19 protein-coding genes are annotated in these 23,390 nt (G+C 72.3%); 6 read left to right on the top strand and 13 right to left on the bottom strand.

The genetic code is table 11. The annotated features are described in order from the left end of the window. Nucleotides 1-22: 22 nt before the first annotated feature. The 3 genes from BUE48_RS20865 to BUE48_RS20855 all read right to left on the bottom strand — a co-directional run bounded on the left by BUE48_RS20865 (nt 23) and on the right by BUE48_RS20855 (nt 4,155). Nucleotides 23-1,303, bottom strand: a complete 1,281-nt coding sequence (locus BUE48_RS20865; RefSeq protein ID WP_012854503.1) for an ABC transporter permease — start codon at nt 1,301-1,303, stop codon at nt 23-25. Next, on the bottom strand, nt 1,296-2,933 hold the full coding sequence (locus tag BUE48_RS20860; protein WP_012854502.1) for an ABC transporter ATP-binding protein: 1,638 nt from the start codon (nt 2,931-2,933) through the stop codon (nt 1,296-1,298). Before BUE48_RS20860 ends, BUE48_RS20865 begins: the two co-directional genes overlap by 8 nt. A gap of 145 nt (nt 2,934-3,078) precedes the next feature. Continuing rightward, nucleotides 3,079-4,155, bottom strand: a complete 1,077-nt coding sequence (locus BUE48_RS20855) for a BMP family lipoprotein (protein ID WP_217265426.1) — start codon at nt 4,153-4,155, stop codon at nt 3,079-3,081. A gap of 292 nt (nt 4,156-4,447) precedes the next feature. Between BUE48_RS20855 and BUE48_RS20850 the strand changes: the two genes are divergently transcribed. Further along, on the top strand, nt 4,448-4,864 hold the full coding sequence (locus BUE48_RS20850) for a cytidine deaminase (RefSeq protein ID WP_012854500.1): 417 nt from the start codon (nt 4,448-4,450) through the stop codon (nt 4,862-4,864). A gap of 23 nt (nt 4,865-4,887) precedes the next feature. Further along, nucleotides 4,888-6,162, top strand: coding sequence for a thymidine phosphorylase (locus BUE48_RS20845; protein ID WP_012854499.1), 1,275 nt, complete (start codon nt 4,888-4,890; stop codon nt 6,160-6,162). 21 nt (nt 6,163-6,183) lie between these two features. Here the strand turns inward: BUE48_RS20845 and BUE48_RS20840 are convergent, their stop codons facing one another. The 3 genes from BUE48_RS20840 to BUE48_RS20830 all read right to left on the bottom strand — a co-directional run bounded on the left by BUE48_RS20840 (nt 6,184) and on the right by BUE48_RS20830 (nt 11,007). Continuing rightward, complete coding sequence (locus BUE48_RS20840; protein ID WP_012854498.1) at nt 6,184-7,698, bottom strand: ArnT family glycosyltransferase; 1,515 nt, start codon at nt 7,696-7,698, stop codon at nt 6,184-6,186. Nucleotides 7,699-8,401: 703 nt separating this feature from the next. Further along, a complete protein-coding gene (locus tag BUE48_RS20835; RefSeq protein WP_286990787.1) occupies nt 8,402-9,406 on the bottom strand; it encodes a glycoside hydrolase family 26 protein in 1,005 nt (334 codons plus the stop codon). Then, entirely contained in the window at nt 9,403-11,007 is a 1,605-nt protein-coding gene (locus BUE48_RS20830) for a glycosyltransferase family 2 protein (protein WP_174315354.1), read from the bottom strand. Before BUE48_RS20830 ends, BUE48_RS20835 begins: the two co-directional genes overlap by 4 nt. Before the next feature lie 554 nt (nt 11,008-11,561). Here BUE48_RS20830 and BUE48_RS20825 point away from each other — a divergent pair. Further along, nucleotides 11,562-12,656 (top strand): adenosine deaminase, encoded by a 1,095-nt coding sequence (locus BUE48_RS20825; protein ID WP_286990786.1) that lies wholly within the window; start codon nt 11,562-11,564, stop codon nt 12,654-12,656. Continuing rightward, nucleotides 12,653-13,261 (top strand): PH domain-containing protein, encoded by a 609-nt coding sequence (locus BUE48_RS20820; protein ID WP_012854494.1) that lies wholly within the window; start codon nt 12,653-12,655, stop codon nt 13,259-13,261. Before BUE48_RS20825 ends, BUE48_RS20820 begins: the two co-directional genes overlap by 4 nt. A gap of 130 nt (nt 13,262-13,391) precedes the next feature. Here the strand turns inward: BUE48_RS20820 and BUE48_RS20815 are convergent, their stop codons facing one another. Genes BUE48_RS20815 through BUE48_RS20805 form a run of 3 tightly spaced genes read right to left on the bottom strand, consistent with a single transcriptional unit; the run spans nt 13,392 to nt 16,348 of the window. Continuing rightward, complete coding sequence (locus BUE48_RS20815; RefSeq protein ID WP_286990785.1) at nt 13,392-15,068, bottom strand: phospho-sugar mutase; 1,677 nt, start codon at nt 15,066-15,068, stop codon at nt 13,392-13,394. Next, on the bottom strand, nt 15,065-15,862 hold the full coding sequence (locus BUE48_RS20810; protein ID WP_286990784.1) for a purine-nucleoside phosphorylase: 798 nt from the start codon (nt 15,860-15,862) through the stop codon (nt 15,065-15,067). The genes BUE48_RS20815 and BUE48_RS20810 overlap by 4 nt, the downstream gene beginning before the upstream one ends. 24 nt (nt 15,863-15,886) lie before the next feature. Beyond that, nucleotides 15,887-16,348: a gamma-glutamylcyclotransferase family protein gene (locus BUE48_RS20805; protein ID WP_041440179.1), complete on the bottom strand. Its 462-nt coding sequence runs from the start codon at nt 16,346-16,348 to the stop codon at nt 15,887-15,889. Between the two features lie 99 nt (nt 16,349-16,447). Here BUE48_RS20805 and BUE48_RS20800 point away from each other — a divergent pair, with 99 nt between their 5' ends. Beyond that, the gene (locus BUE48_RS20800) at nt 16,448-17,830 is read left to right on the top strand and encodes an NAD(P)H-quinone dehydrogenase (RefSeq protein WP_012854490.1); all 1,383 of its coding nucleotides are present in this window, start codon (nt 16,448-16,450) and stop codon (nt 17,828-17,830) included. A gap of 259 nt (nt 17,831-18,089) precedes the next feature. Further along, nucleotides 18,090-18,365 (top strand): GlsB/YeaQ/YmgE family stress response membrane protein, encoded by a 276-nt coding sequence (locus BUE48_RS20795; RefSeq protein WP_012854489.1) that lies wholly within the window; start codon nt 18,090-18,092, stop codon nt 18,363-18,365. A 117-nt stretch (nt 18,366-18,482) separates the two neighbouring features. Here BUE48_RS20795 and BUE48_RS20790 read toward each other — a convergent pair whose 3' ends face one another. From BUE48_RS20790 to BUE48_RS20775, 4 genes are all read right to left on the bottom strand, one after another. After that, nucleotides 18,483-18,806, bottom strand: coding sequence for a DUF5313 family protein (locus BUE48_RS20790; RefSeq protein ID WP_012854488.1), 324 nt, complete (start codon nt 18,804-18,806; stop codon nt 18,483-18,485). A 60-nt stretch (nt 18,807-18,866) separates the two neighbouring features. Then, nucleotides 18,867-20,138 (bottom strand): hypothetical protein, encoded by a 1,272-nt coding sequence (locus tag BUE48_RS20785; RefSeq protein WP_286990783.1) that lies wholly within the window; start codon nt 20,136-20,138, stop codon nt 18,867-18,869. Between the two features lie 49 nt (nt 20,139-20,187). Then, the gene (locus BUE48_RS20780; protein WP_012854486.1) at nt 20,188-21,270 is read right to left on the bottom strand and encodes a baeRF2 domain-containing protein; all 1,083 of its coding nucleotides are present in this window, start codon (nt 21,268-21,270) and stop codon (nt 20,188-20,190) included. Between the two features lie 163 nt (nt 21,271-21,433). Then, entirely contained in the window at nt 21,434-23,188 is a 1,755-nt protein-coding gene (locus BUE48_RS20775) for an acetyl/propionyl/methylcrotonyl-CoA carboxylase subunit alpha (protein WP_286990782.1), read from the bottom strand. Between the last annotated feature and the right edge of the window lie 202 nt (nt 23,189-23,390).

Here is a 23,390-nt window from a genome sequence, read left to right as displayed (position 1 = left end):
CGGCCGCTCCCTTTCATCCGCATCAGCCGTTCCATCCCTTCGCCAGCAGGCCGGTGCCGGCGCCGCCGTCCCCGCGCAGCCGGAACAGGCCGCGCACCAGCGGCGGGGCCGCCACGAACAGCACGATCAGCGCCTGGATGACGGTGACGATCTCGATCGACACCCCGGCCGCCGCCTGCATCTCCCGGCCTCCCGCCTGCAGCGCGCCGAACAGCAGCGCCGCGGCCACCGTGCCCAGCGGCGAGGCCCGGCCCAGCAGCGCCACGGTGATCGCGGTGAAGCCCAGCCCGGCGTCGATCTGCTGGGTGAGCGCGTTGTGGGCGTTGGCGGTGCCCAGCACCTGCGACACCCCCACCAGGCCCATCAGCCCGCCGGAGATCACCATCGCCATGATCTGCCCGTAGCCGACGCTCATCCCGGCGGTGCGGGCGGCGTGCGGGTTGGCGCCCACCGTCCGCAGCTGAAAGCCCAGCGTGGAGCGGTTCAGCAGCCACCAGGTGAAGACCACCGCGGCGATGGCCAGCAGCAGCCCGGCGTTGACCCGCAGCGAGTCGCCCAGCAGGTGCGGCAGCCGGGCCGCCTCGGCGACCGGCTTGGAGACCGGCTGGGGGTTGTCCGGGTCGCGGAAGACCTCGCTGGAGATCAGGTAGCCCAGCAGCAGGTAGGCCACGTAGTTGAGCATGATCGTGACGATCACCTCGTGCGCCCCGGGCCCGGCCTTGAGCCAGCCGGCCAGCCCCCCGTACAGGGCGCCGCCCGCGATCCCGGCCAGCACCGCCGCGGGCAGCGCGATCACCGCCGGGGCGTCCAGGGTGAAGCCCACCCAGGTGGTGGCGATGGCGCCGATGATCAGCTGGCCCTGGCCGCCGATGTTGAACAGGCCGGCGCGGAAGGCCAGCCCCACCGCCAGCCCACCGAAGATCAGCGGGGTGGCCTCGGTGAGGGTCTCGCTGATCGGGGTCAGCGCCGCGGTCGCCGACCCGGCGTTGCCGGGGTTGAAGATCGCGCCTTTCAGCAGCGCCCCGTAGGCGGTGGACACCGCCGTCCAGGACGCGGTGAGCGCGTCGCTGGGACGGGCGAAGAAGTAGCCGAAGGCGGTGGTGACCTCCGAGTCGGAGACGATGATCAGGACCGCGCCGACCAGCAGGGCCAGCGCGATCGCCAGCACGGTCACCACCCAGGGCGGCCCGGCCGCCACATGGGCGGCCAGCCTGCGAAGCCGCCCGCTTTGCGGCGTCCGCTCCTTTTCCGGCGTCTGCCGCACCGTCTGGTCGGCCTCAGACGGTGCCGTCTGCTCACTCATCTGCGTCACCGTCCTTCGCGGCCGCGTCTTTTTGTGAATCTGCGGCACCCTCGGGCGGGCCGGCGGCGTCCGGGGAGGTGCCGGCCATCAGGCAGCCGATGTCCTCCCGGGAGGTCTCCGGCGGGACGATCGCCATGATCTTGCCGCGGTACATCACCGCGATGCGGTCGGCCAGCGCGAAGATCTCATCCAGCTCGGTGGAGACGATCAGCACCGGGCGGCCCTGGTCGCGTTCGGCCACGATCCGCCGGTGGATGAACTCCATGGCGCCCACGTCCACGCCGCGGGTGGGCTGGGAGGCCACCAGCAGCCGCAGCGGCCGGGACATCTCCCGGGCCACGACCACCTTCTGCTGGTTGCCGCCCGACAGGGTGCCCACCGGGGCGTCGATGGAGGAGGTGCGGATGTCGAACTCCTCCACCCGGTGCGCGGCGTTGGCGCGGACGGCCCGCACGTCCATGCTGCCGCGGCGGCCGAACGGCGGGCGGTCGAACAGGTCCAGCACCAGGTTCTCGGCGACGCTGGAGTCGGCCACCAGCGCGTCGTGGCCGCGGTCTTCGGGGATGTAGCCGACCCCGGCGCGCAGCACCTGGCGGGGGGAGCGGCCGGTCAGCTCCCGGCCGTCCAGCCGGATGCTTCCGCCGGCCGCCGGGCGCAACCCCAAGATGGCCTCGGTCAGCTCGGTCTGCCCGTTGCCCTGCACCCCGGCGATGCCCAGGATCTCCCCGGCGCGGATGTCGAAGGAGACGCCGTCCACGACCGGCTGCCCGGACTCGTCCAGCACGGTCAGGTCCCGCACCTGGAAGGCCGGTTCGGCGTCCTCGGGCACGGCCGGCGGGGCCTTGTCGACGGTGAGGCGGACGTCGCGGCCGACCATCAGCCCGGCCAGCTCCCGCTCCGAGGCCTCCGGGCCGGCGGTGCCGACCACCGCGCCGCGCCGGATCACGGTGATCCGGTCGGCGACGGCCTTGACCTCCTTGAGCTTGTGGGTGATGAAGACGATGGAGCGTCCGGAGGCGCGCAGCGAGCGCATGACCGAAAACAGCTCCTCGGTCTCCTGGGGGGTGAGCACCGCGGTGGGCTCGTCCAGGATCAGCACCCGGGCGTCCCGGATCAGCGCCTTGATGATCTCCACCCGCTGCTGCACGCCCACCGGCAGGTCGGCCACCAGGGCGTCCGGATCGACTTGCAGGCCGTAGCGGGATGAGATCTCGGCCACGTCGCGGCGGGCGCGGCGGCGGTCCAGCCAGCCCACCGGGCCGGACCAGCCCAGGCGGGCCAACGGGCCGAGCGAGCGGGCCCAGCGGGGCGGCCCGGTGCGCTCGTCGCCGAGCATGACGTTCTCGGCGACGGTGAACACCGGGATGAGCATGAAGTGCTGGTGGACCATGCCGATGCCGGCGGCGATGGCGTCGCGGGGGCCGTTGATGGTCAGCGGCCGGCCGTCCATCAGGATCTGCCCCGCGTCGGGCTGATACAGCCCGTACAGCACGTTCATCAGGGTGGACTTGCCGGCGCCGTTCTCGCCGAGCAGGCAGTGGATCTCCCCGGGGCGGACCTCCAGGTCGATGCCGTCGTTGGCCACCAGCGAGCCGAAGCGCTTGGTGATCCCGCGCAGTTCAAGGGTCAACCGCCGACCTCCCTGTGGGGTGCCGCCGGGGACCTGCCCCGGCGTGCCCGTGGGGCGGGACCGAGCGTTCGGCCCCGCCCCACGACCTCGGTGAAGAGCGAACCTCATCCCGGCGCCGCCGCGCCGGGCCGAGCCGGTGCGCCGCTCAGCTGCTCTTGGGCTGGTTGGCGGACTTGATCTTGATCTTGCCGGAGATGATGTCCTGCTTGATCTGCTCCAGCTCCTGCTTCAGCTCGGCGGGGACCTTGTCCTCGAACTGGTGGAACGGCGCCAGGCCGGTGCCGCCGTTCTCCAGGGTGCCCAGGTAGGAGCCGCTCAGCTGCTGCCCCTTGGCGGCCGTCTCGACGGTGGTCTGCACGGCCTTGGCGACGCTCTTCATCACGCTGGTCAGGAACACGTCGCAGTACTGGGCGGCCGACACGCACCCGTCGGTGTCCACCCAGATCGCGCTGACCTTGCCGCCGCTCTCCTGGGCCGCGGCGGCGGCGCCCAGGCCGGTGCCGCCGGCGACCGGGAAGATGATGTCGGCGCCCTGCTGGATGAAGTTGCCGGCGATGCGCTTGCCGGCGGCCTGGTCGTTGAAGGAGTTGGCCATCGAGCCGGACTTGGGCTTGGCCGGGTCCCAGCCCAGGACCTTGACGTCCTTGTCCTTTTGCTCGTTGTAGTACTGGACGCCCTCGTAGAAGCCGTCCATGAAGATCGTCACCGGCGGGATGGGCAGCCCGCCGAAGGTGGCGACCTTGCCGGTCTTGGACATCGCGGCGGCCAGGTAACCGGCCAGGAAGGAGCTCTGGGCGGTGTTGAACTCCATGCCGTAGACGTTCGGCGGCACCGAGGAGGAGTCCACGATGGCGAACTTCTGGTCGGGGTTGGACTTGGCCGCCTGGCTGGTGGCCTCGGCCATCAGCCCGCCCACCGACACGATCAGGTCGCACTTTTGCGAGATCAGCCGGGTGATGTTGGGGACGTAGTCGTTCTCGCTGGTGGAGACCACGTAGTTGACCTTTGCGCCGGTGCTCTTGGCGGCCGCCTGCATGCCCTCCCAGGAGGAGGCGTTGAAGGACCGGTCGTCGATGCCACCGAGGTCGGTGACCATGCAGGCCGAGAAGTCCGAGGCGGCGGTGCCGGAGCCGGAATCCTCCTCGGGCGCCGACCCGCACCCGGCCAGCAGCAAAGACAACCCGGCCGCCCCGGCGACCAGCCGCATCAACGTAGTCACCATGCCTCCTAAGCGCATGCAACAGGGCGCAAGGCCCGTTTCAATCGCTCGCTCGGGCCTCAGCATCACCATCCGGACGGGCCTCCCGCCATGCTCCTACCAAGTTGTGGGAAGACCGTTATCCAAACGCCGACATATGGAGACAATCGCCGCGTTCAACTCATCGTCGCCTGTAACGGACGGTCATGAGGTGGCTTTATGGTGGTGATCATGCCGGGGATCCCTTATGCAGATGTCCGAAAATGTGAATTCGGTCTCCTGCGGTGGGCGGCGGCGGCTCACGTACGGTAGGCCCATGACGGAGATCGACTGGGCGCGCCTGCGGGAGGCCGCCCGGGAGGCGATGCAGCGCGCCTACGCGCCGTACTCGAACTTCCCGGTGGGCGCGGCGGCGCTGACCGACGACGGCCGGGTGATCACCGGCTGCAATGTGGAGAACGCCTCCTACGGACTGGGCCTGTGCGCCGAGTGCTCCCTCGTCTCGGCCCTCTACGGCCCCGACCTGCCGGCCGGGTCGCGCCGTCCCCGCCTGGTGGCGCTGTCGGTGGTGGACGGCAACGGCGACCCGCTGATGCCCTGCGGCCGGTGCCGCCAGCTGCTGTGGGAGCACGGCGGGCCGCACCTGCTGCTGGCCACCGCCCGCGGCATCGTGCCCATGTCGCAGGTGCTCCCGGACGCCTTCGGCCCCGACGACCTCACCCGGCTCGCCTGAGCCCCGAACCCGCGAGGAGCCCCGTGGACGCCATCGACGTCATCGTGACCAAACGCGACGGCCACCGGCTGTCGCCGCAGCAGATCGACTGGGTCATCGACGCCTACACCCGCGGTGAGGTCGCCGACGAGCAGATGGCCGCGCTGGCCATGGCCATCGTGCTCAACGGCATGGACCGCGCCGAGGTGACGCGCTGGACCGAGGCCATGATCCGCTCCGGGGAGCGCATGGACTTCTCCGCGCTGGACCGTCCCACCACCGACAAGCACTCCACCGGCGGGGTGGGCGACAAGATCACGTTGCCGCTGGCCCCGCTGGTGGCGGCCTGCGGCGCCGCCGTCCCGCAACTGTCGGGGCGGGGCCTGGGCCACACCGGCGGCACGCTGGACAAGCTGGAGTCGATCCCCGGCTGGCGGGCCTCGCTCACCCCCGAGCAGATGCTGAGCGTGCTGCGCGAGGTCGGCGCGGTGGTGTGCGCCGCCGGCAGCGGGCTGGCCCCGGCCGACCGCAAGCTGTACGCCCTGCGCGATGTGACCGGCACGGTGGAGTCGATCCCGCTGATCGCCTCCTCCATCATGTCCAAGAAGATCGCCGAGGGCACCGGCGCGCTGGTGCTGGACGTCAAGGTCGGCTCCGGGGCGTTCATGAAGACCGTCGAGCGCGCCCGCGAGCTGGCCGAGACCATGGTCGCCATCGGCACCGACCACGGCGTCAAGACCGTGGCGCTGCTGACCGCCATGGACCGCCCGCTGGGCCGCGCGGTCGGCAACGCCCTGGAGGTCGCCGAGGCCGTGGAGGTGCTGGCCGGCGGCGGCCCGCCCGATGTGGTCGAGCTGACCCTCACCCTGGCCCGCGAGATGCTCGCGGCGGCCGGGCTGGACGCCGCCGACCCCGCCGACGCCCTCGCCGACGGCTCGGCCATGGACGTCTGGCGGCGCATGATCCGCGCCCAGGGCGGCGACCCGGATGCCCCGCTGCCCGTCGCCCGCGAGTCGCACACCCTCACCGCCCCCGCCTCCGGCGTGCTGACCGGGCTGGACGCCTACGCGGTGGGAGTGGCCGCCTGGCGGCTGGGCGCCGGCCGGGCCCGCAAGGAGGACCCGGTCTCACCCGGCGCCGGAGTGGTCTGCCACGCCGCACCGGGCGAGGAGGTCAGGGCGGGACAGCCGCTGCTGACCCTGCACACCGACGAACCGGCCCGCTTCGAACGCGCCCTGCAGGCCCTCGACGGCGCCATCACGATCGAGCCCGAGGGCAGCCCCGACCTGCTGCCGCTGGTGATCGACCGCATCGCCTGAGGGCCCGCGCCGCCCCGCCGCTCAGGACGGGCTGCGGGCGGGCGGGCCGGTGTCCTGCTTGACCCAGATCTCATAGCGTCCCGAGCGGGAGCCCACCGAGAAGGGGATCTCCACGGCCATGTAGTAGCGCCTGCCGGTCACCACCGCCGCCCGCTGCCGCGGGTCGGGGGCGGTCAGGCCGCCCAGCACGACGATGTCGAAGTGCCGTTCGCGGACGGCGGCCAGGAACGCCGCCGTCCCCTGGAGCGTGCGTCCCCTGCGATCGGTGTAGGTCAGCTCCTGCGGATCGGCCCACTGCTCTCGCTCGGTGCGCGACCCCAGGTAGTAGGCGGGCAGCTCCGGCGAAGGGCTCAGGTAGCGGCCCTGCGGCCCGACCAGCGGCCGGAGCGCGTCGGCCACCGGCCGGTAGTCCATCCACTCGTAGTAGAACCGCTCCGACTGGGCCATGCCGAAGAGCAGGAGCGCGATCCAGGCGGCGATGCCCAGCTGCAGGTTGCGAAAGTGCGGGCCGATGATCCGGGCGATGCCGACCCCGGCCATCGGGGCGGCCAGCAGCAGCCCGTAGCCGAGCTGCCGGTGCAGATCGGCCGAGGTGTGCTGCAGCAGCGCGTACCCGGGCACCGCCAGCGCGGCCCCGCTGAGCACCGTGCCGAGGGCGAGCCGCCACGCCCGGGAGGGCGATGGCCGCTCATCCGGCAGGATCGGGGCCTCGCCCATCCGGTCCCGGTGGGTGTAGAAGATCGTGCCGAGCACGGCGAGGAGGAACAGCAGCCCGCCCAGCGACGCGGCGGTCCGCAGCACCGTCTGCGGGGCGTCCGTGCCCGTCGCGGCCGGGTCCGGGGCGACGGGCATGCCCACGCCCACCGCGGCGGCGGCCAGCGTCGCCCCGAGGACGGCGACCAGGCCCGCCCCCCAGCCCAGCGACCGGCCCGGCCCGTGGCCGCGTCCGGCCACCAGCACGGCCAGGAGCACCACCGCGGGCAGCAGGAGCACGGCGGTGGGGGAGATCAGCACCGCCAGGGCCGCCGCCGGCGCCACGAGCAGGACGTGCCAGGCCGGGCTGCGGTCCAGGCGCGCGGCCAGCCGGCCGGCCAGCGCCAGCATGAAGATGGCCGGCGGGTCGGGGCTGACGAAGTTGCCGAGGAAGAGCGTGGGCTCGACCACCGCGAAGGAGGCGGCGGTGAACAGCGCCACGCGCTCGTTGAAGAGCCTGCGGGCCAGCGAGTACAGCGCGGCGGTCGCCCCCAGCAGGCACAGCAGGCTGAAGAGCCGGGCCCCGGCCGGTCCCGCCAGGCCGTCGATCGCCGCGGCGACCATGGGGTGCAGGTAGGAGGAGGCGGTGTCGGCCTCTGTGATCGCAGTGCCCTCCCGCATCCGGTCCAGGTACTGGCGGCCGGTGTTCAGCAGCAACGCCTCGTCCGGGGACACCGCGTTGCGCAGCCGCAGGCTGAGCAGGGCCTGCATGAGCAGGATCGTGAGCAGCAGCGCACGGCTCACCCGGTCCCGGCGCCGGCTGGGCGCCGCCGTCCACCCCATGTCGGGAGAGGGCGGGACCCGGTAACCGCGGCCGCCCTGCGGGCCCGCCGGGGCCGCGGGGCCGCCGGGTGCCGGAGGGGGTCGTTCCACCACCGCCGGGCCGGCGGGGGGTGCCCCGGCCGCACCGGAACCTGCCGGAGCGGCCGGCGGTCCGGATGGCGCGAAGTGTGCGGCCTCACCGGGCCGTCCGGCCCGGGCGGGGCCTGCAGGGGTGAGGGGATGCCCGGGCGGAGTACGGAGATCCGCCGCCCGGCCGGTGTGCTCGGGCGGCACGGGATGCTCCGGCCGGGTGGGGCGGTCGGGCGGAACCGAGGGCTCACCGAAATCGTCCGTCCAGCCGGACGGCCCGGGGTGTCCCGGCCGTCCGTAGGGGTCCGGCGCGGGGGGAACGGGAGGCCTGGGCGGAGCGAAATGCTCGCTTCCTTCGACGCCGCCCGCTCGGCGGGGGCCTTCCGGCCGGGCGAGGTGTTCTGAAGGGGCCGGCCGCCGCGGCGGGGGGAGGTGTTCTGCGTGGTTGAAACGTTCGGCCGGGGCGGGCTGCTCCGGCCGCGCGCGGGGTCCGCCGGGGTGCGCGGGAGGCGGCGGCCACGCGGGCGCGGGTTCTTGCGGCGAGCGGTCTGCCGGCTCCGGAGGCGGCCAGGGAAGCGGCTCGTCGGCGGGCGGGTACGGGGGGTGCGCGGTGGAAGACATGATCATGGCCCCGTCATGACCTGGTCGGGTCGAAGCCGAAGATGTCGGCGGCCACGTAGCGCCGGAACGTCAGCAGCTCCGGCGAGCGGGCGGGCAGCCGCCAGTCGGCGCGCTTGCGGTAGTTGAACCAGATGAAACCGATGACGTCGCGGGAGGACGCCACGCCCTTGAGCAGGTCGGCCACATCGCGCACCCGGCGCGGTCCGGGCTGGGAGGCGGTCTCGGTGATGATGAACGGCTTGTCGCTGAAGCGGCGCACCTGCCGCATGGTCGGCCCGAACAGCGTGGTGAAGGTGTGCGCCCCGGTCAGGGTGTAGTAGCCGATCAGCCCGATCCAGTCCACATAGGAGTCACCGGGGTAGTACGGCCGCAGCGCCACCCGGGGCACCGGGTTGATGACGTTGGGGTTCCATACCCAGATGACGTTCGTGGTCCCGGTCTCGCTGAAGACCCGGTGGATGTGACGCCATGCGCGGACGAAGTCGGCGGGGGAGTTCTTGCGGGTGCCCCAGGGGTACCAAAAGCCGTTCATCTCGTGGCCGAAACTGATCGCCACGGGGATGTTGAGGGCGCGGACGGCCGTGGCGAACTGGCGGAGGTGGTCATCGATCGCTCCTCGGGCGATCGTCGCCAGCGACGGGGAGAAGGGCTCCCACATGATCAGCGGGATCGCGCCGGCCCGCCAGATGCGCCGGGCGCCCCGGCTGTCGAAATGGTCGCTCACGGCGGCGTAGATCGTCACCATGTTGACCTTCTTGCCGATCCCGCGGTTGAAGGCCGCCACCGGGGCGATGGAGCGGGAGACGCCGTCGATGGCGACTCCGATGTACTTCTTCCTGGGCTTGAGCAGGGGCCGGATGTCGTAGGGGGTGAACGGGGTGCCGACCGAGATCTGAGTCCGAGGCGCCCTGGGTGCGCTGCTCTGCTCGGCCGTGCACGCGGTTGTGCCGGCGGGCAGCAGGACCGCCAGCAGCGCGCTGAGGACGATGCGGGGTCTCGTCCGGATGAGGGGGCTCATGCGGCTTCGATCTCCTTACGGGGTTGCACCAGGATCCGGACGACGATCGCGGCGTAGAACAGGCCGGAGGCGAACACCAGGGCGAAGTCCGGCGGGTAGAGGGTGAGGATCCGCCAGATGGCCAGGCCGACCCACAGCAGCGCCGTGCCGCCGCTCCAGACGATGACGCCGATCCAAAAACGCCGGGTCTTGTTCTTCTTGGCGCCCGAGGAGCCGGTGGGCTGCCAGCCCATCTGCCGTCCGCGCAGGATGTCCCAGATCGCAAAGACGTGCGCCCAGCCGTACATCATCCGCACGGCCCACGCTTCGAGCCGGTATTCGCAGCGGTGCCACATCGGGAATATCAGGGCGTTGTAGATGAGACTGGGCAGGATCATGATCATGTGCTCGACCCGGAGTTTCTCCGGCATGGCCACCAGCAGCGTGATGGGGATCAGCGGCGCCACGAAAGTGAACAGCGCCGTGTGGATGTAGTAGAAGAACCCCGACATGTAGCACATGCGGGTGGCCGGCCGGAGTTTGGTCTGCCAGAACTTCTTGCTGCCCAGCAGGCTCATCGAGCCGGAGCACCAGCGGTACTGCTGGTTGTAGAAGGCGCCGAGGGTGTCGGGGCACACCCCGGTGGACAGCGGGATGGGCAGGTAGCGCAGGTCCCAGCCGAGCCGGCGCAGGTCGAAGCCGGTGTGCACGTCCTCGGAGTGGCCGATCAGCGTGGTGCCGCCGTTCTCCTCCAGGGCCTTGCGGCGGTAGATCGCGCAGCTGCCGACGCAGATCGCCCCGTTGCGGCGGTCCCGGGAGACCTGGATGGAGCGGTAGAAGAGCTCCTGGACGGCGCCCGCCCCCCGTTCGATCCAGTTCTGCGAGTCCAGGACCCGGAAGTACTGCGGCGACTGGACGATCCCAAGGCGCGGATTCGCCTCCATGTAGGGAAGCATTTCGTGGAGCAGATCGGCGCGCGGTGCGAAGTCGGCATCGAGGATCAGGATGTATTCCCCGTTGGAGATGCCGAACCCGAAGTGCAGATTTCCGGCCTTTTTGAACCATCCCCGGTTGGGGCGGCTGCCGTAAACGAAGCCGAAATCGGCGGCCATGGCGGCCAGCTCCGGGCTGGCTGAATCGTCCAGCACGTAAGGGGTGACGACGCCGGGGTAGTGGTCGGCCATCCGCCGCACATGCGTCCAGGTGTTGTGCAGAACCTCGATGGGCTCTCCGCACACCGGCAGGAACACGTCCACCGACGGGTATTCCCGCGGGGACCATGAGCGGACGAGTTCTTTGTGCTTTTCCAGATCGAAGTCGCGGGTGAAGGCGTTGACGCGCAGCGAAGTCAGGTAGTAGAGGATCGTGAAGATCAGGAACGGAACGTACGCCCACAGCCACGGTGAGGAACGGGCGAGCTGGTACTGGCTGACCACCAGGCAGGAGAAGCTGACCAGTGACGAGGCGGTCAGCACCCACAGATTCCGCTTGACGTAGCTGTACTTCTCCTTGTCGTCCGGCGGCTGCGGGAGAAGTCCCCAGGCGCCGGAGGCCTCGCGGTAGGCCGAGTATCGGCGCGGGCTGTTGCGCTCGGGCGCATGGGGGGCGCGCGTCTGCGGCATCGCGCTCACGGACGTGTTCTCCAGTTCGGACAAAAAGGACAAAGCTGGGGGCGCCGAATATGGGAATAAGGATCCCACGGTCGTATTTTGCGGGAGGCCGTCTGCACCGTGATGAAAGTCGCAGAAGTTCGGTGTCATCCAAGACGGGCGTCCGGGCGTCGAACTCGGGCATCGAGTGGTCGCGCGGACGGTGCGGCGCCGGCGGATGCGGGGCGAAAGGCGGCGGCTCTCGAGAGCGCGGGTAATGGGTTTTCGGACGTCAAAAACCCGCTAACTGGCGTGTTCCTTTCGCGGTTTCGTCGCCGTGGGGCATCGGTGCCTCCGGTTCCGCAGTGCTGACGGGCTGTGACCGTGATGAGCCGGCCGGGCTCGAGGTCTCCGGAGCGGTCTGCTCTGTTGATCTAGTGGTGATGAAGATAGCATGTGTATCGTGTAAACACATAAAAGTCGTGTGATGTCACACTACGGATGTGACCGGTGACTGTGGCGGCACGCCCGCGGGCGCGGCGAAAATGCGCTGGGGAGGCGCGGCGGCCTCGGGTACTGTGCGAAAGATGACAGGTCGACCTACGCTTGAGGCGATCCGCCGGGCCCCCAAGGTGCTGCTGCACGACCATCTGGACGGTGGGCTGCGGCCGGAGACCATCGTCGAGCTGGCCCGCGCGGGCGGATACCGCGGGCTGCCCACCCACGACCCCGAGCAGTTGCGCGTCTGGTTCGCCGAGGCGGCCGACTCCGGGTCGCTGGAGCGCTATCTGGAGACCTTCCGGCACACCGTCGGGGTGATGCAGTCGGCCGAGGCGCTGCGCCGGGTGGCCTATGAGTGCGCCGAGGACCTGGCCGCCGACGGCGTCGTCTACGCCGAGGTGCGCTACGCCCCCGAACTGCACACCCAAGGCGGCCTGTCCCTGGACGAGGTGGTCGAGGCCGTCCTGGCGGGCTTCGCCGAGGGGGAACGCGAGCACGGCATCCGGATCGGCACCCTGGTCACCGCGATGCGGCATCAGGCCCGCAGCATGGAGATCGCCGAGCTGGCCGTCCGCCACCGGGACGCCGGCGTGGTGGGCTTCGACATCGCCGGGGCCGAGGCCGGCTACCCGCCCACCCGGCACCTGGACGCCTTCGAGTACCTGCAGCGGGAGAACGCCCACTTCACCATCCACGCCGGGGAGGGGTTCGGGCTGCCGTCCATCTGGCAGGCCATCCAGTGGTGCGGGGCCGACCGGCTCGGCCACGGGGTGCGCATCGTCGACGACATCACCGACCGCGACACCCCGCACCCCAAGCTGGGCCGCCTGGCCGCCTACGTGCGCGACAAGCGCATCCCGCTGGAGATGTGCCCCACCTCCAACGTGCAGACCGGCGCCGCCAAGTCCATCGCCGAACACCCCATCGGGCTGCTGCGCCGGCTGTACTTCCGGGTCACCGTCAACACCGACAACCGCCTGATGAGCGGCACCAGCCTGTCGGAGGAGTTCGCCAAGCTGGTCGACGCCTTCGGCTACGACTGGGACGACCTGCAGTGGTTCACCGTCAACGCCATGAAGTCGGCCTTCATCGGCTTCGACGAGCGGCTGGAGTTCATCAACGGCGTGATCAAACCCGGCTTCGCCCAGCTCAAGTGGACCGGCTCGCGCACCCTGCCATGACCGCCGGGCAGCCGGTGGTGTTCCGCTCGCCGGCGGCCCGGGCCGGGGCCTGGGCCTGGCTGGCGTTCGCCGCGCTCAATTTGGCCGACATCGCCTGGCGCGGCCGCACCCTGGCCTCCGCCGTCGCCGCCTGCGCCATCCTGCTGGGCTGCGGCCTGGCCTACGTGCTGGGCCTGCGCCCCCGCGTCAGCGCCGACAAGACCGGCCTGCGGGTGCGCAACCCGCTGCGCGACGCCCGCCTGCCCTGGCCCGCCGTCCGCGAGCTCAAGGCCGACCACACCCTGACGGTCCGCTTCACCGGCCCCGGCGGCACCGAGCAGACCCTGCGCGCCTGGTCCCTGCAGACCTCCCCGCGCGCCCGCGCCCGCGAGGAACGCCGATTGCGCAAACGCGCCCGCGAGCTGCCCGCGGACGTGGCCGCCCACCTCGCCGGCCGCACCTTCCTGGACCACGCCGTCGAACAGCTCACCGACCTGTCCGCCCGCGCCGCCCGCCCCGCCCGGAAGGAGCCCGGAACCGTCACCTGGTCGCTCCCCGCCCTCGCGGCCCTGCTCGTGCCCGCCGCCCTTTTGACGGTGACGGTTTTCCTGGGGGTTCTCAGCTGACAGGCGGGCCTTGGCTCCGGCGCGGATAACCGGATGGAAGGCCTTTGCCGGCAGTGACGCATGCGGGTGACCTGCGCTCGGCATGCGCCTTTCGGCAGCACCCCATGCCGACGGCCGGCCCGTCGGCCTCTCAGGCGAGGCCCAGCGCGGTGCGCAGGTCGGTGCGGATGGCCTGGAGGGCGGCTTCGGCGCGGGCCCGGGCCTGTGGCACGTCCTCGGTGGGCGGGAGGACGACCTCCAGGTAGCACTTGAGCTTGGGCTCGGTGCCCGAGGGACGGACCACCACGCGGGCCCGGCCTTCGGGGCCGGACAGGCGCAGCCGCAGGCCCTCGGTGGGCGGCAGGCCGCCGGCGCCGCGGGCCAGGTCCTCGACCTCGGTGACGGCGCGTCCGCCCAGCGCGGCGGGCGGCGCCTGGCGCAGCCGGTCCAGCGCGGCGCCGATCAGGGAACGGTCGGTGACGCGGACCGACAGCGCGCCGGTGGCGTGCAGGCCGTAGCGGCGGGCCTGGTCGTCCAGCAGGTCCACCAAGGTGCGCCCGTCCCGTTTGGCCTCGGCGGCCAGCGCCGCCACGGTCAGGGCGGCGCCGATGCCGTCCTTGTCGCGGACCGGGACGCCGCCGTCGCCGCCGACGCTGTAACCCAGGGCCTCCTCATAGCCGAAGACCTGCCGGTCGTCGGGGGCGGTGCGGGCCTTCATGATCCACTTGAAGCCGGTGAGGGTCTCGGCGTAGCGCACCCCGTGCGCGGCGGCGATCCGGCCCAGCAGGGACGAGGAGACGATCGTGGTGACCACCAGGCGGTCGGCGCCGCCGGTGTGGCGCAGCACGTGCTCGGCCAGCAGGGCGCCGACCTCATCGCCGGTCAGCGTCCGCCACCCGCCCGGGGCCGGCACCGCCACCGCGCACCGGTCGGCGTCGGGGTCGTTGGCGATGGCCAGGTCGGCGCCGGTGCGCTCGGCGAGCGCCAGCACCCTGTCCATCGCCCCCGGCTCCTCGGGGTTGGGGAAGGCCACCGTCGGGAAATCCGGGTCCGGCTCGGCCTGCTCGGCGACGACCGTCGGCTCGGGGAAGCCCGCCCGGGCGAACGCCCGCCGCAGCACCTGCGCCCCCACCCCGTGCAACGGCGTGTAGGCGATCGAGATCTCACGCGGGGCGTCCCCCAGCGGCAGGGCGTCCAGCGCCCGCAGGTAGGCCCCGACGATGTCGTCGCCCAGCACCGTCCAGTCGCCTTCGGCGCCCAGCGGCAGCTCGTCCACCCGGCCCACCGCGTCGATCGCCGCGGCGATCTCACCGTCCAGCGGGGCGAGGATCTGCGCCCCGTCCCCCCAGTACACCTTGTAGCCGTTGTCGCGCGGCGGGTTGTGGCTGGCGGTCACCATCACCCCGGCGTCCGCGCCCAGGTGCCGGACGGCGAACGCCAGCACCGGCGTGGGCAGCGGACGCGGCAGCAGCCAGGCCCGCAGGCCCGCCCCGGTCACCACGGCGGCGGTGTCCAGGGCGAACCGCCGCGAGCCGTGCCGGGCGTCGTAGCCGATCACCACCCCGGGCCGGGCGGTCTCGGCCTTCAGGCGGGCGGCCAGCCCGGCGGCGGCGCGCATGACGGTGACCCGGTTCATGCGGCCCGGGCCGGCGCCCAGCTCGCCGCGCAGCCCGGCGGTGCCGAACTGCAGCCGGGTGCCGAACCGGTCGGCCAGCGCGGCGGTGTCGCCGGCCTCCAGCAGGGCCCGCAGCTCGGCGCGGGTCTGCGGGTCGGGGTCTTGGGCCAGCCACTCGGCGGCGGCCTGACGCAGCTCGTCCACGGTTGTCACAGTTTGGGCAGCAGGGCGGCCAGCAGTTCGCCCATGCGGGCGGCGGAGGCGCGGCCGGCCTCCAGGACCTCGGCGTGGTCGAGGGGACGCTCGGCCAGCCCGGCGGCGATATTGGTGACCAGGGAGATCCCCAGCACCTCCGCGCCGCCCCGGCGGGCCGCGATCGCCTCCAGCACGGTGGACATGCCGACCAGGTCGGCGCCCAGCGTCCGCAGCATCCGCACCTCGGCGGGCGTCTCATACGACGGGCCGCGCAGCGCGGCGTAGACGCCCTCGCTCAGGGACGGGTCGCTTTCCTGCGCCAGGGCGCGCAGCCGCCGCGAGTACACCTCGGTCAGGTCCAGGAAGTCGGCCCCGCGCAGCGGGTTGGCGCCGGTCAGGTTGAGGTGGTCGCTGATGAGCACCGGGTCGCCGACGCGCTGCCGTTCGGGCCGCAGTCCCCCGGCGGCGTTGGTGAGCACCACCGTGCGCACCCCGGCCGCCAGCGCGGTGCGGACCGGGTGCACGACCGCCTCGACGCCGCGGCCCTCATACAGGTGGGTGCGGCCCAGGAACACCAGCGCCCGGCGCCCGCCCGACTGCACCGCCCGGACCCGCCCGGCGTGCCCGGCCACGGCGGGCGGCGCGAAACCCGGCAGGTCGGTCACCGGCAGTTCGACGGCCGGTTCGCCCAGCGCGTCGGCCGCCGGCACCCAGCCGGAGCCCATCACCAGCGCCACGTCGAAGGAGTCGAAGGACCGGGACCGCAGCTTCGCGGCGGCGGCCTCGGCCAGGGCAAGGGCGTCGTTGCTCACCCGCCAGACCTTACCGCCGCGATCTCACAGCGGGGGATCGCCCAGCGACTTGCAGGGGCGGTTGCGCAGTTCCTTGACGTAGTCGTCGGGCGCCCCGGCGGCCTCGGCCGCATCGGCCAGGATGCCCAGGTAGCGCGCCGACGGCAGGCCGCCTTCGTAGTCGTCCAGCACGTAGGTCCAGCACAGAACGTCGCCGTCGAGGGTCTGCACCCGCACCCGGATCTTGCGGTAGACGCCGAGCTCGGCGCCCTCCCAGGCGTCCAGCTCCTGCTCGTCCCAGGAGGGGACGTCGTACAGCACGACGAAGACCTGCTCGTCGGGGTCCTCGACCACGGTGGCCAGCGCACCGTCCCAGCCGACGTCCTGGCCGCCGAACGTCAGCCGCCAGCCCTGCAGCCAGCCGGTGCCGCGCAGGGGAGAGTGGGGCGCGCGCTGAGCCATCTGCGCCGGATCCATGTTGGAGGCGTACGCCGCGTACAGAGCCACGCTTGTCAAGCGTACGGCCTTCAAGGGCCGCCGGGGGAGCGGCCCGCGCCGTATCCCGACCGGACCGTTCACTTGTCTTGATACGAAACAATGGACGATATGACCCGCATCGTGATCATCGGAGGGGGCCCCGGCGGCTACGAGGCCGCACTGGTCGCCGCACAACTCGGCGCCGACGTGACGATCGTGGAGCGCACCGGGCTGGGGGGCGCCTGTGTGCTGACCGACTGCGTGCCCTCCAAGACGCTCATCGCCACCTCGACCCGGATGGGGGTGATGAGCGAGTCGGCCTCGCTGGGGCTGCGCTTCGACGGCGGCCCCGACGGCATCGTCGGCGGCCTCACGGTCGACCTCGCCCAGGTCAACAAGCGGGTCAAGGACCTGGCGAGGGCCCAGTCCTTCGATGTGGCCGAGCGGCTGGCCTATGAGGATGTGCGGATCGTGCGCGGCGAGGCCCGGCTGAGCGACCCGCACACCGTGACGGTGAACGGCACCGACCTGCCGGCCGACATCATCCTGATCGCCACCGGCGCCACCCCGCGGGTGCTGCCGGGCGCCGAGCCCGACGGTGAGCGCATCCTGAGCTGGCGGCACCTGTACGACCTGACGGAGCTGCCCGAGGAGCTGATCGTGGTCGGCTCCGGCGTCACCGGCGCCGAGCTGGCCGGGGCCTACCTGTCGCTGGGCTCGCGGGTCACGCTGATCTCCTCGCGGGACCGCATCCTGCCGACCGAGGACGCCGACGCGGCCGGTGTGCTGCAGGAGGTGTTCCTGCGCCGCGGCATGAAGGTGTTGTCACGTTCCAGGGCCGCCGCGGTGGAACGCACCGGCGACGGCGTGGTCGTCACCTTGGAGGACGGCCGCAAGGTCGAAGGCTCGCACTGCCTGATGACGGTGGGCATGGAGCCCAACACCCGCGGCATCGGCCTGGAGAAGGCCGGCGTCAAGCTGTCGCGGGGCTTTGTGCAGGTCGACAAGGTCTCCCGCACCTCGGTCAGCCACATCTACGCCGCCGGCGACTGCACCGGGGTGATGATGCTGGCCTCGGTCGCCGCCATGCAGGGCCGCATCGCCATGTGGCACGCCCTCGGCGAGGCCGTCCAGCCGCTCAAGCTCGGCTGGGTGGCCGCCAACATCTTCACCGACCCGGAGGTGGCCACCGTCGGGGTCACCCAGAAGATGATCGACGCCGGGGAGGTCAACGCCCGCAGCGTGATGCTGCCGCTGTTCAGCAACCCGCGCGCCAAGATGCAGGGCTTTGAGGACGGCTTCGTCAAGCTGTTCTGCCGCCCCTCCACCGGCATCGTGCTGGGCGGGGTGATCGTGGCCCCCCGCGCCAGCGAGCTGATCCTGGCCGTGTCGCTGGCCGTCCAGCAGCACCTGACGGTGGACCAGCTCGCCCAGACCTTCGCCGTCTACCCCTCGCTGTCGGGCAGCATCACCGAGGCGTCGCGCCGGCTGATGCAGGAGTCGGCGTACTGAGGCTTTCTGAGGCTTTCCGCCCCGCCGCCTTCGGCGGCACCGCGGCGGGGAGCGCGCCGGCGGCTCTCACCCGGCGGGCCGGCGAGCCCGGCGCTGGGAAATCCTGACCTGGGATCTACCTGAACGCGCAGCGGGCCGCTGCGCCCGGGAAGGCCGCCGCATACGGCGATGAGCAGCCAATATCGGCACCAGAGGTGAGAAACCGGTTTCAGCGGGCACACGTGGCGGGACAGCAAGACTCAAGGAAAGGTCAAGCCGAGTGACCGTTACCGGAATCATCACCGCGATCATCGTCGGCGCGATCATAGGGGCGCTGGGCAGGCTGATCCTGCCGGGACGGCAGCCCATCGGCATCCTGCTCACCATCGGCGTCGGCATCGTCGCCGCCCTGCTGGGCACCGCGCTGGCCCAGTGGGTGGGCGTCGCCACCACCCGCGGAATCGACTGGATCGAACTGCTCTTCCAGATCGTCCTGGCCGTGATCGGCGTGGCCCTGGTCGCCGCGTTCCGGCGCGGGCGCACCCACCCGCAGTGACCGTGGCCGGGCGGACGCCGCCACGGCGCCGATCGAGCCTGGTGCGTTCTCACCGGCGGCCCGTGCGGGCGGCCGGGGACGCGCCGGGCCCTTTGCGTCTCGGCGGGCCGGCCGCCGCTACCCGCGCCGGCCGGCCGGGGGCAGCCCGTGGCGGCGCAACCGGGCCCGCCGCAGGTCGTCCGCGCTGACCAGGACGGTCAGCGCGCTGGTGAGCAGGGCCAGCAACGGCACCGCCACCCGCAGCCACCAGGCCCCCGGCAGCAGCGCCAGCAGGGCGCACAGCGGAAGCATGACGGCCAGGTGGCGCAGCAGCAGCCGGCCCCGCCACCCGGCGTCGGTCAGGTCGTGCCACACCCACTCGCGGTTCTCCGGCGGCAGCCGGAAGCCGAGCGCATAACACGCCCGCCGCCACGGCGAGGGGTCGCCGGGCAGACGGGTCACCGCGCCTCCCGCCCGGGCCGGCGCACCCGCGTCAGGACGTGCCCGCCGAAAGTCCGCCGGTCAAAAGTCGCCGCCGAAACCACCACCGAAGTCGCCACTGCCGAAGTCCCAGCCTCCGCCCAGGTCGCCGGCGTCGCCGCCGAGCTGGTCGCCGTGGGCGCCCAAGCCCCAGCCGGGGGTGAGCACCGCGCCCAGCGTCGTCCCGATCAGCATGCCGCTGAGCAGGTCGACGCCGCCGAAACCACGGTAGTAGCCGCCTGCGTAGGGGGCGTAAAGGGGGCCGGCGTCCCAGTAGGGCCGCCGGGTGCCGCCGACCGGGACCAGGCGGGCGTCGGGATCGGCGCCGCCCTCCACCGCCTCGGCGTCGGCGGCGCAGGCCGGAACCTCGCGCGGCGTGCCGCCGGGCGGCGCCCACACCACGTCCCGGGCGGACGGGCCGTGCTGGGGGTTGAAGAAGCACGGCGGGCGGCGTTCGGGCACGGGCTCGCCCGCCAGCCGGGCGCGCACCGCGGCCATGTGGTAGCGGCCGTCCTCCAGCGCCGAGGTGACCTCGCGCATGTCCTCGGGGCGCCGTGCGGCCGCCACGGCCGCCTTGGCGGCGTCGTAGGAGTCCAGCGCACGCGCGTAGTCCTCGCGCGCCGCCGGGTCCAGCCCGGGGTCGGTGACGCGCAGGTCCAAGGCGGCGATGTCCTCGCCCAGCCTGGTGACGTCCTCTTGGACGCTGTCTTTGAGCTCGGCCATCTGCCGGGCCAGGCGCCTGCGGCCGCGGGCGCGCGACACCAGCATCAGCCCGGTGACCGCGGCCGCCACCAGGACCAGCAGGACCAGCATCACGTACGTGGTGATCGCGCCGGAGCGGGCGCTTTCAATGGCCTGGTCCTCGGCCAGCCGGCTGAAGGCCACCAGCCGCTCTTCGATGCCGCCGCCGGTCTGCGCGATCAGCCGGTTGAGCTCCGTGCCGGACATCCGGTCGGAGATCGCCAGCATCCGGTCGTCGGCGGTGATCGCCACATAGGTCCCGCCCCGGTCGAGGCGGCTTTGCACCGCGCGCAGCATCCCGATCAAGGTCCGCTGGTCCACCCCCGCCCGGGTGACGACCGCCCGGACGTCGGCCCGGTCGGCGGCCTCCAGCGCCCGGCGCACCCGGGCCTGGCCCGCGGCGTCCAGCGCGCCGCGGGCCTCGGTGGTCACATACAGCCGGGAGGAGCGCAGCCCCTCGGTGATCTGGCCGACGGTGTCGGACCGGGCGGGCGCGCCCGGCGCGATCAGCGCGACCAACAGCAGCAGCCCGGCCGCCGCCACCGCGGCGGATCGGGCGACGATGGTGCCCATCTCCTCATGCCTGCCTCTTCAGATAGCCGGACGGACCCGGGCCGCCGCTTCACGCGGCCAGGTAGCGGAGCACCGCGCCCACCCCGTCGGGCGGATCTATGGCCTCGGTGAAGACGATCTCGGCGTCGGTGGTGGCGGCCGCGCGGGCCAGCACCGCCCCGGCCGTGGCGCGGCGCGGCTCGGCGACGCCCAGGTCCTGCAGTTGCCGCCGGGAGACGCCCAGCTCGTGCGGGTGCGGCCCATACCACAGCTCGCCGCGCAGCGGGCGCACCACCAGCAAGGTCTCCACCTGGCCGTCGCGCAGCGCCTCGGCCACGTCGTTCAGCCCGGCGACCGCGTCGCCGCGTCCGTAGGCCTCCCGGAAACGGGCCACCACCGCGTCATGGCGCTCGTCGATGACCCGCTGCAGGATCGAGCGGACCTCCTTCTCCCAGGCCGCCTCATCGGCGCCGGGGCTGCGGCTGCCGTGCTCGGCGAGCACCGCGCGGCGGGCGTAGGCCTCCCCGAGGTCCTTCATCACCAGCTCGCGGGCGCGCACGTCCCCGCTGACGATGATGACCTCGGCGTCCACCGCGTCGGCCTGCCGGGCCGTCTCGGTGGCGACCTCGCGGGCGTTGGTCTCCCAGGTGTCCTCGGCGCTGCGCTGGAAGTGCGAGTGCGACCAGCCGCCCCTGTTGACCTTGCGGATCGGCCATTCGATGCCCTCGACGGTGGTGACCGTCCGCCGCCGCTCGCCCACGCTGACGATCTCGGCGCCCTGCCGGTCGGCCTTGACGCACACGTGCCGCACCGGCTCCTCCCGGCGCTCCAGCAGCGGCATCACCTCCGGCAGGTCGCCGACGTGCGCGATCACCTCCAGCGGCGGTTCGGGCAGCACCTCCTGGTAGATCACCCGGCCGCCGGCGGCCAGCAGCGCCCGGCCGGGGGCGGGGTTGTCCCGGTCGGTGACGATGTCCGCGATCGCCTCCAGCGTCGCGGTGTCGGCTCCCCGCCGCTGCAGCTCCTCGCGGGCGTTGCGCCAGCGCAGCGTCAGCGCCTTGGTGGCCTCGACGGTGTGCCGCCGGGTGTCCAGGTACAGCGAGACGAACGGACCCGGCTGCTCATACAGAGGACGTAGAAAGGCCAGTTTCACAGGTGGCTCCCTCCTTTGGGCTGCCCCTACCCAGCAGGCGGGAACCATGCCTGGCCTGGGACGAAACCCCCGTATCCGGGCGCCGTCCGGGCCTGGGGAGACGAAACGGCCCGCCGGTCTTCGCGGCATGACGAGACCGGCGGGCCGGAAACCGGGCCGGGCCTTAAGCGTCCTTGATCTCGCAGATCACCGCGCCGTTGGCGACGGTGTCGCCGACCTTGGCCGACAGGCCGGTGACGGTGCCGGCCTTGTGGGCGGTCAGCGGCTGCTCCATCTTCATGGCCTCCAGCACCACCACGGTGTCGCCCTCGGCCACGGTCTGGCCCTCTTCGACGACGACCTTGACGATGGTGCCCTGCATCGGGCTGACCAGCGAGTCGCCGCCGGCCGACGCGCCGCCGCCCTTGCGGCCGCCGCGGCGGCGGGCGGGCGCGGCCTTGCCGGCCGCCGCGCCGCCCGAGGCGCCCAGCCCGGCCGGCAGCGTGACCTCCAGGCGCTTGCCGCCGACCTCCACGGTGATGCGCTCCCGCTCGGCCGCCTCACTCTCCTCGGCGGGGTCGGCCTGGTAGGGGGCGATGGTGTTGTCGAACTCGGTCTCGATCCAGCGGGTGTGGACCGCGAACGGCTCGCCGACATAGGCCGGGTCCTCCAGCACCGCCCGGTGGAAGGGCAGCACGGTGGGCGTGCCGTCGACGGTGAACTCCGCCAGCGCCCGGCGGGCCCGCTCGATGGCCTGCTCGCGGGTGGCGCCGGTGACGATCAGCTTGGCGATCAGCGAGTCGAACGCCTGCGGGATGGTCTGGCCCTCCTCGTACCCGGAGTCCAGCCGCACCCCGGGGCCGGAGGGCGGACGCCAGGTGCGCAGCGTCCCGACCGCCGGCAGGAAGTTGCGCCCGGCGTCCTCGGCGTTGATGCGGAACTCGATGGAGTGACCCCGCACCGGCGGGTCGTCATAGCCCAGCTCCTCGCCGGCGGCGATGCGGAACATCTCGCGCACCAGGTCGATGCCGGTGACCTCCTCGGTGACCGGGTGCTCGACCTGCAGCCGGGTGTTGACCTCCAGGAAGGAGATCGTGCCGTCCTGGCCGACCAGGAACTCGCAGGTGCCGGCGCCCACGTAGCCGGCCTCCTTGAGGATGGCCTTGGAGGAGGAGTACAGCAGCTCGATCTGCTCGTCGGTCAGGAACGGGGCCGGGGCCTCCTCCACCAGCTTCTGGTGGCGGCGCTGCAGCGAGCAGTCACGGGTGGAGACCACCACCACGTTGCCGTGCTTGTCGGCCAGGCACTGGGTCTCCACGTGGCGGGGCTTGTCCAGGTAGCGCTCCACGAAGCACTCGCCGCGGCCGAACGCGCCGATCGCCTCGCGCACCGCCGACTCATACAGCTCGGGGACCTCTTCCAGGGTGCGGGCGACCTTCAGGCCGCGTCCGCCACCGCCGTAGGCGGCCTTGATCGCGATGGGCAGCCCGTGCTCTTCGGCGAAGGCCACCACTTCCTCCACCCCCGACACCGGGTCCTTGGTGCCGGCCACCAGCGGGGCGCCCACCTTCTGGGCGATGTGGCGGGCCTTGACCTTGTCGCCCAGCGCGGTGATGGCCTCCGGCGGCGGCCCGATCCAGATCAGCCCGGCGTCGATGACGGCCCGGGCGAAATCGGCGTTCTCCGCCAGGAACCCGTAACCGGGATGCACGGCGTCCGCGCCCGAATCCGCCGCGATCTTGAGGATCTTCTCGATGTCCAGGTAGCTTTCGGCGGCGGTCTGCCCGCCCAGCGCATAAGCCTCATCCGCGATGCGCACGTGCAACGCGTCCAGATCGGGCTCGGCGTAGACGGCCACACTGGCCAGGCCGGCGTCCCGGCAGGCACGGGCGATGCGTACGGCGATTTCGCCGCGGTTGGCGATCAGGACTTTGCGCACCTACGTCTCCTCCCGAGGTGCCGCTCCCAATGCGGACCCCGCTCTGACCGGCGGCTCCGTGCCGGACCGGCGACCCTTGCAAACCTGCTCGGCAGTCTAGATAACCGCGTTCGGTGACTTTCGTAAGCCCCCGCTTTTATCGTTCGCCCACACACTCGCGCCGGACTCGACCACGGCACGGCGGCGCGGAAGGGCTTTGGGA

The organism is Thermomonospora sp. CIF 1, assembly GCF_001896795.1.
GTDB classification, from domain to species: Bacteria; Actinomycetota; Actinomycetes; order Streptosporangiales; family Streptosporangiaceae; genus Thermomonospora; species Thermomonospora curvata.
The sequence above is the reverse complement of the archived record's forward strand: the minus strand, read 5'-3'. Positions and strand labels throughout refer to the sequence as shown.